Source organism: Acidithiobacillus sp. TH-A35 (genome assembly GCF_057473505.1).
This window is the reverse complement of sequence record NZ_JBYCKR010000084.1, coordinates 1-4,394: the sequence shown is the minus strand read 5'-3', so window position 1 is coordinate 4,394 and position 4,394 is coordinate 1. Positions and strand designations below refer to the sequence as shown.

Genomic DNA, 4,394 nt, shown 5'->3' with positions numbered 1-4,394 from the left:
AGTTCCTGAGTCTGGAAGATGCGGCCCGGCCCGGCCCGGTGCGCGCCGAACTGCGTGAACGTCTGGATTTTTTGCTGCACCATCATCCCCTCTTTGCCAACAGGAGTAACGCTGCGTGAATGCTGCGGAAAATGGACTGATTCCGGGGGCCGCGAGCAGTGCGGGTACCAAGGCCTATGTGGCGCGCTTCGCCGGGACCCTTGCTGACGAACATTTCAGTGACTTTTTGAACACCCGCATCAAGCTATCCTCCCTGGGAGTTGGGACCTTCCCCGGTGGCGTGGACGATGTGACGGATGTCGCGGTGGCGGCTATTGTGGCGCGGGCCTTGCAGTCGGGCATCAACGTCATCGACACCGGTGCCAACTACCGCTTCGGGCGGGCCGGGCGGGCGGTAGGTGTGGGCATCGCGAAGGCGATGGCGGCAGGTATCCAGCGTGAGGAGTTTTTCGTGGTCGGCAAGGGGGGCTTTCTGACCTTCCCCGACGGACGGCCAGAAGATCCGCTGAGATTCTTCCGTGAGGAGGTGGTGGCCAAGGGGCTGGGCAAAGAGGAGGATCTGGTCCAGGGGGTCCACTGTCTGAGTCCGGAATATATTGCCTGGCAACTGGATACCCTGCGCGCGCAAACCGGTCTGGAAACCCTGGATGTGTTTCTGGTGGATCAGCCGGAGGTGCATATCCCCTTGATTGGCAAAGAACAGATGTATCGCAAACTGATGGATGTGTTCACTATGCTCGAAGCGGCGGTGCAGGCCAACAAGATTCGCTACTACGGCATTTCCACCTTCAATGCCTGCCGGGTAGAGACGGATAATACCCTGTTCCAGTCCCTGACCAGCCTCATCGGGTTGGCCGAGAAGGCGGCGGGGCAGGGCAATCGCCACCATCTGCGGGTAGTACAGTTGCCTTTCAACGCGCTGATGCCGGAGGCCTACACGCGCTTCAGTCAGGTGACGGGGCAGGGCAATATCGGCTCGACCATTCAGGCGGCTTTTCAGCTCAAGCTGACCATCATGGCGAGCCATCCCCTTGGCAAGGGCCTGTTGGCGCGGGAAGAGGTGCCTTCCCTGCAGGAGGCGATGCCGGAACTGGCCGATGCCGCGCAGCGCGCCATTCAGTTTGTGCGCTCCACGCCCGGCATCGGGGTCACCCTGGTGGGGCTCAGTACACCCCTGCATCTCGCCGATTTCCTGGCGGTAGCCAAACAGCCACCGCTCCCCAGGGAGCGCTATCTGGCCATGTTTGAAAAGGAGCAATAGGCCGGATGTAAGTAATCCCGTTTACTTTTCGGCAGAATCAGGTGGCTTTTTCTCCGCCGCACTTTTCGAAGATTTGGCCATTTCGGTGAGCAGACGCTCCTGTTCCGCGAAAGAGAGGCGGCGCTGGCCCGGCGAAAAACCCTTTTTGGCAGGGACATTGGCGGCAGGATGGCCGGCACGCTCGCTCTCCTTGGTTTGGGTATAGTCTTGTAACTCGCGCTGCCATTGCGCCGCTTTCTCGCCGGTGTCCGCGCGTCCCTGGTAGTTGGCGGGGGCGGCCGGCGTCTGCTTGGCGAACCAACTTGCCTTACGCAGTTCCTTGTTGTAAGTGCTGATCCACAGGTCAATGCGGCTGAGGTCCCAGAGCGCAAGGGCGCAGAGTACAACGGCAAGGCTAATGGCTTCCCAGATTAAACCCAGAAAGGCCAGCATAATAACCGCCACGCTGACCAGCGGAAAGGCCCAGGCCCATGCCTGTTCCAGATAAAAACGATGTGCGCCGACAGGAAACAAACCCCAGTATAGATAGCCATATAGAGATTTTTTCTGGAGTTTTTGCAGACGAATTTGTAAACTCTGTACCCCAGCGCCTTGCAGATCGAGCTTTTCCCAAGCCTTGGGCATGGGTTATCCTCCGTAAATACTGTATTGAAGCGCTCAGATATTACCCATAAACTGGTGAAAAGTCGCGGGCGACTTAAGGATTTCCATGGCAGACAGGCGTTTACAGGTTTTTCACACGGTGGCAAGGCTGCTCAGCTTTACCAAGGCGGCAGATACACTGCATATGACCCAGCCGGCGGTGACCTTCCAGGTCAAGCAACTGGAAGAGCAGTTCAATACGCGTTTGTTTGACCGCACCCATAACCGCATCAGCCTCACCGAGGCCGGCATGGTGGTTTATGAGTACTCGGAGCGCATTATTTCCCTCTACGTCGAGATGTCCAATCGCGTAGGGGAGATGACCGGTGATCTGCGCGGGCATCTGCTTATCGGCGCCAGTACAACCATCGCCGAATACATGCTGCCCCGGGTGCTTGGCGATTTCAAAATGAAGTATCCCGACGTGCAGGTACGGCTGCATGTGGGCAATACGGATAAAATTGTCCACATGATTGAGGATAACAGCATCGATCTGGGGCTGGTGGAAGGTCTGGTAACCAACAAGAGCCTCGCCACCCTCAAGTGCTGCATGGACTCCATGATTGTGATTGCCCACCCCGATCATGCCCTGGGTAGTCACGAAAGTGTGACGGCGCAAGAGTTGCTGGATTATCCCTTCGTTTCCCGAGAAGAAGGATCGGGCACCCGTGAGGTGACTATGGAGTACTTGCATCAGGTCGGCGTGGATACCAACGATCTGCATATCACCATGGAATTGGGCAGCCCGGAAGCGGTTAAAGGGGCGGTGGAAGGTGGGCTGGGGGTGGCTGTTGTCTCCGAGGCGACTGTCCTCAAGGAGCTGGCGCTCGGTACTTTACTGGCCCGCCCCTTGAATCCGCCGCTGGCCCGCCCCTACTCCTTCGTCTATCAGAAGCAGAAATTCCGCAGTCTGGTGATGGATGAATTTCTGGAGTTCGCGAAAGACCGCTGTAGCAGGGATATGCTGTCCGTGCCGGTGCGTCGAGAGAGTTAATATGAAACATTTTGCCGTCGTGCAGCACAGTTACTCCGAGTTTCTGGGCATCGTGGAGAGTCAACTGGAGAAGCGCGACATCGGTTTCAGTTACTTCCGGGTTTTTCTCAGTAACGAACTGCCGGGCAATGCGCTGACCTTTGATGCCTTATTTCTGCTGGGTGGGCCTATGTCTCCCCTGGAGACGGACAAATATGCCTGGCTGACCCAGGAACTCAATACCATCGCCATTTTCCGCAAGGCGAAGCGGCCAGTGGTGGGCTTTGGTCTGGGCGCGTTATTGCTGGCGCAGTATGAAGGGGCCGAATTGCATCTGGAGCCCTACCATAACGCCTATTTCACCACCGCCCATGCCACCGATGTCGGCCGCAACGACCCGCTGGCGCAGGCGGTGGACGGCGCTCAGGTGATGGTCTGGTCGCCGGGCACCGCCACCCTGCCGGAGGGCATCGAGCCGCTGGTGGTGGATGACGAAGGTCGCTGGATCGCCTTCCGCCCGGAAGAGGGGGTGGTAGGGCTACTGTTCCGGCCGGAGATGAAGCCGGGGCTGATTGAAGATATCCTCATGGAAGAGGACCGCGAAACGCCCGAGAATATCGGCGAACTGCTGGGGCAGGCGCGGGCACTGTGGCCGGAGATGCAGAAAACTACGGACCGGGTCATTGTCGCTCTGGTCCGCGAATTGTCTCTTATGACGGAGAAACGCAAACCACGGGTATTTGCCCTCAAGGTGGACACTGGGGACGATGTATGAACAGTCGGGAACGCCATATTCTCCGCGTTATGCGCAGGCTCGGGAGTGCGGAGCAGGAGCAGGTGCTTACTTTTGCGGAATTCCTGAATAGCCGGCGACAGCCAGCGCCAGAGCCGATGCCACGGGAGCCGAATATCTTACCCGCCAAAGAGGGTGAGACCGTCGTCGGCGCGATTAAACGCCTGCGGGAAAGCTATGCCATGCTCGATGCCAAGGAGATGCTCAACGACACCTCCGGCCTGATGTCCAGGCATGTGATGGGCGGGGAAGCGGCAGGGACGGTTATTGTTGAATTGGAGATGATGTTCGAACGTCACTATCAGCGTTACCGCGGCGCGCCGGAAGACGCGTGAATCCACGTCGCACCGGGTGATCGCGCCAATGTCTGATATTCATCATCTCGTGCAGATTCTGCTGCACTTTGACCAATACCTGATTCTGTTTTTGCAGGAATATGGAGCCTGGGTCTATGCCCTGTTGTTCCTGATTCTCTTTGCGGAGACTGGGCTGGTGATCATGCCGGTCTTGCCGGGCGACTCCATGCTTTTTATCTGTGGTACTCTAGCCGGTGCAGGCATCATGAGCGCGCCCTGGCTGCTGGGTTTGCTGGTGGCTGCGGCGGTGCTGGGTGACGCGGTGAATTACTGGGTGGGCCGCCGCTGGGGTGTCCACCTTTTTGGCGGGCGCTTGCTCAATGTCCGGCACCTGGATACGACCCAGCGCTTCTATGCGCGACATGGCGG

General features: G+C 58.2%; 6 protein-coding genes. 5 read left to right on the top strand and 1 reads right to left on the bottom strand.

Annotation, left to right across the window (positions count from 1 at the left end; genetic code table 11):
• The first annotated feature begins 115 nt into the window (after positions 1-115).
• The gene (locus AC2VNK_RS03245) at positions 116-1,261 is read left to right on the top strand and encodes an aldo/keto reductase (RefSeq protein ID WP_291523489.1); all 1,146 of its coding nucleotides are present in this window, start codon (positions 116-118) and stop codon (positions 1,259-1,261) included.
• A gap of 21 nt (positions 1,262-1,282) precedes the next feature.
• Here AC2VNK_RS03245 and AC2VNK_RS03240 read toward each other — a convergent pair whose 3' ends face one another.
• On the bottom strand, positions 1,283-1,885 hold the full coding sequence (locus AC2VNK_RS03240) for a TM2 domain-containing protein (RefSeq protein ID WP_486882776.1): 603 nt from the start codon (positions 1,883-1,885) through the stop codon (positions 1,283-1,285).
• An 85-nt stretch (positions 1,886-1,970) separates the two neighbouring features.
• On the opposite strand from AC2VNK_RS03240, the gene AC2VNK_RS03235 reads away from it, so the two are divergent.
• The 4 genes from AC2VNK_RS03235 to AC2VNK_RS03220 form a co-directional block, all read left to right on the top strand.
• Entirely contained in the window at positions 1,971-2,897 is a 927-nt protein-coding gene (locus AC2VNK_RS03235) for a LysR family transcriptional regulator (protein ID WP_291523493.1), read from the top strand.
• 1 nt (position 2,898) lies between these two features.
• Complete coding sequence (locus tag AC2VNK_RS03230; protein ID WP_291523494.1) at positions 2,899-3,651, top strand: type 1 glutamine amidotransferase; 753 nt, start codon at positions 2,899-2,901, stop codon at positions 3,649-3,651.
• Positions 3,648-4,004, top strand: a complete 357-nt coding sequence (locus tag AC2VNK_RS03225; RefSeq protein ID WP_291523496.1) for a hypothetical protein — start codon at positions 3,648-3,650, stop codon at positions 4,002-4,004. Before AC2VNK_RS03230 ends, AC2VNK_RS03225 begins: the two co-directional genes overlap by 4 nt.
• 28 nt (positions 4,005-4,032) lie before the next feature.
• Positions 4,033-4,394 (top strand): SNARE-associated domain-containing protein (locus AC2VNK_RS03220; protein WP_486882775.1); only part of this gene is annotated, 362 nt, incomplete at its 3' end.

Coding starts and splice junctions, on each gene's coding strand:
- AC2VNK_RS03240 (WP_486882776.1), bottom strand. CDS start 1,885: ATGCCCAAGGCTTGGGAAAAGCTCGATCTGCAAGGCGCTGGGGTACAG.
- AC2VNK_RS03235 (WP_291523493.1), top strand. CDS start 1,971: ATGGCAGACAGGCGTTTACAGGTTTTTCACACGGTGGCAAGGCTGCTC.
- AC2VNK_RS03230 (WP_291523494.1), top strand. CDS start 2,899: ATGAAACATTTTGCCGTCGTGCAGCACAGTTACTCCGAGTTTCTGGGC.
- AC2VNK_RS03225 (WP_291523496.1), top strand. CDS start 3,648: ATGAACAGTCGGGAACGCCATATTCTCCGCGTTATGCGCAGGCTCGGG.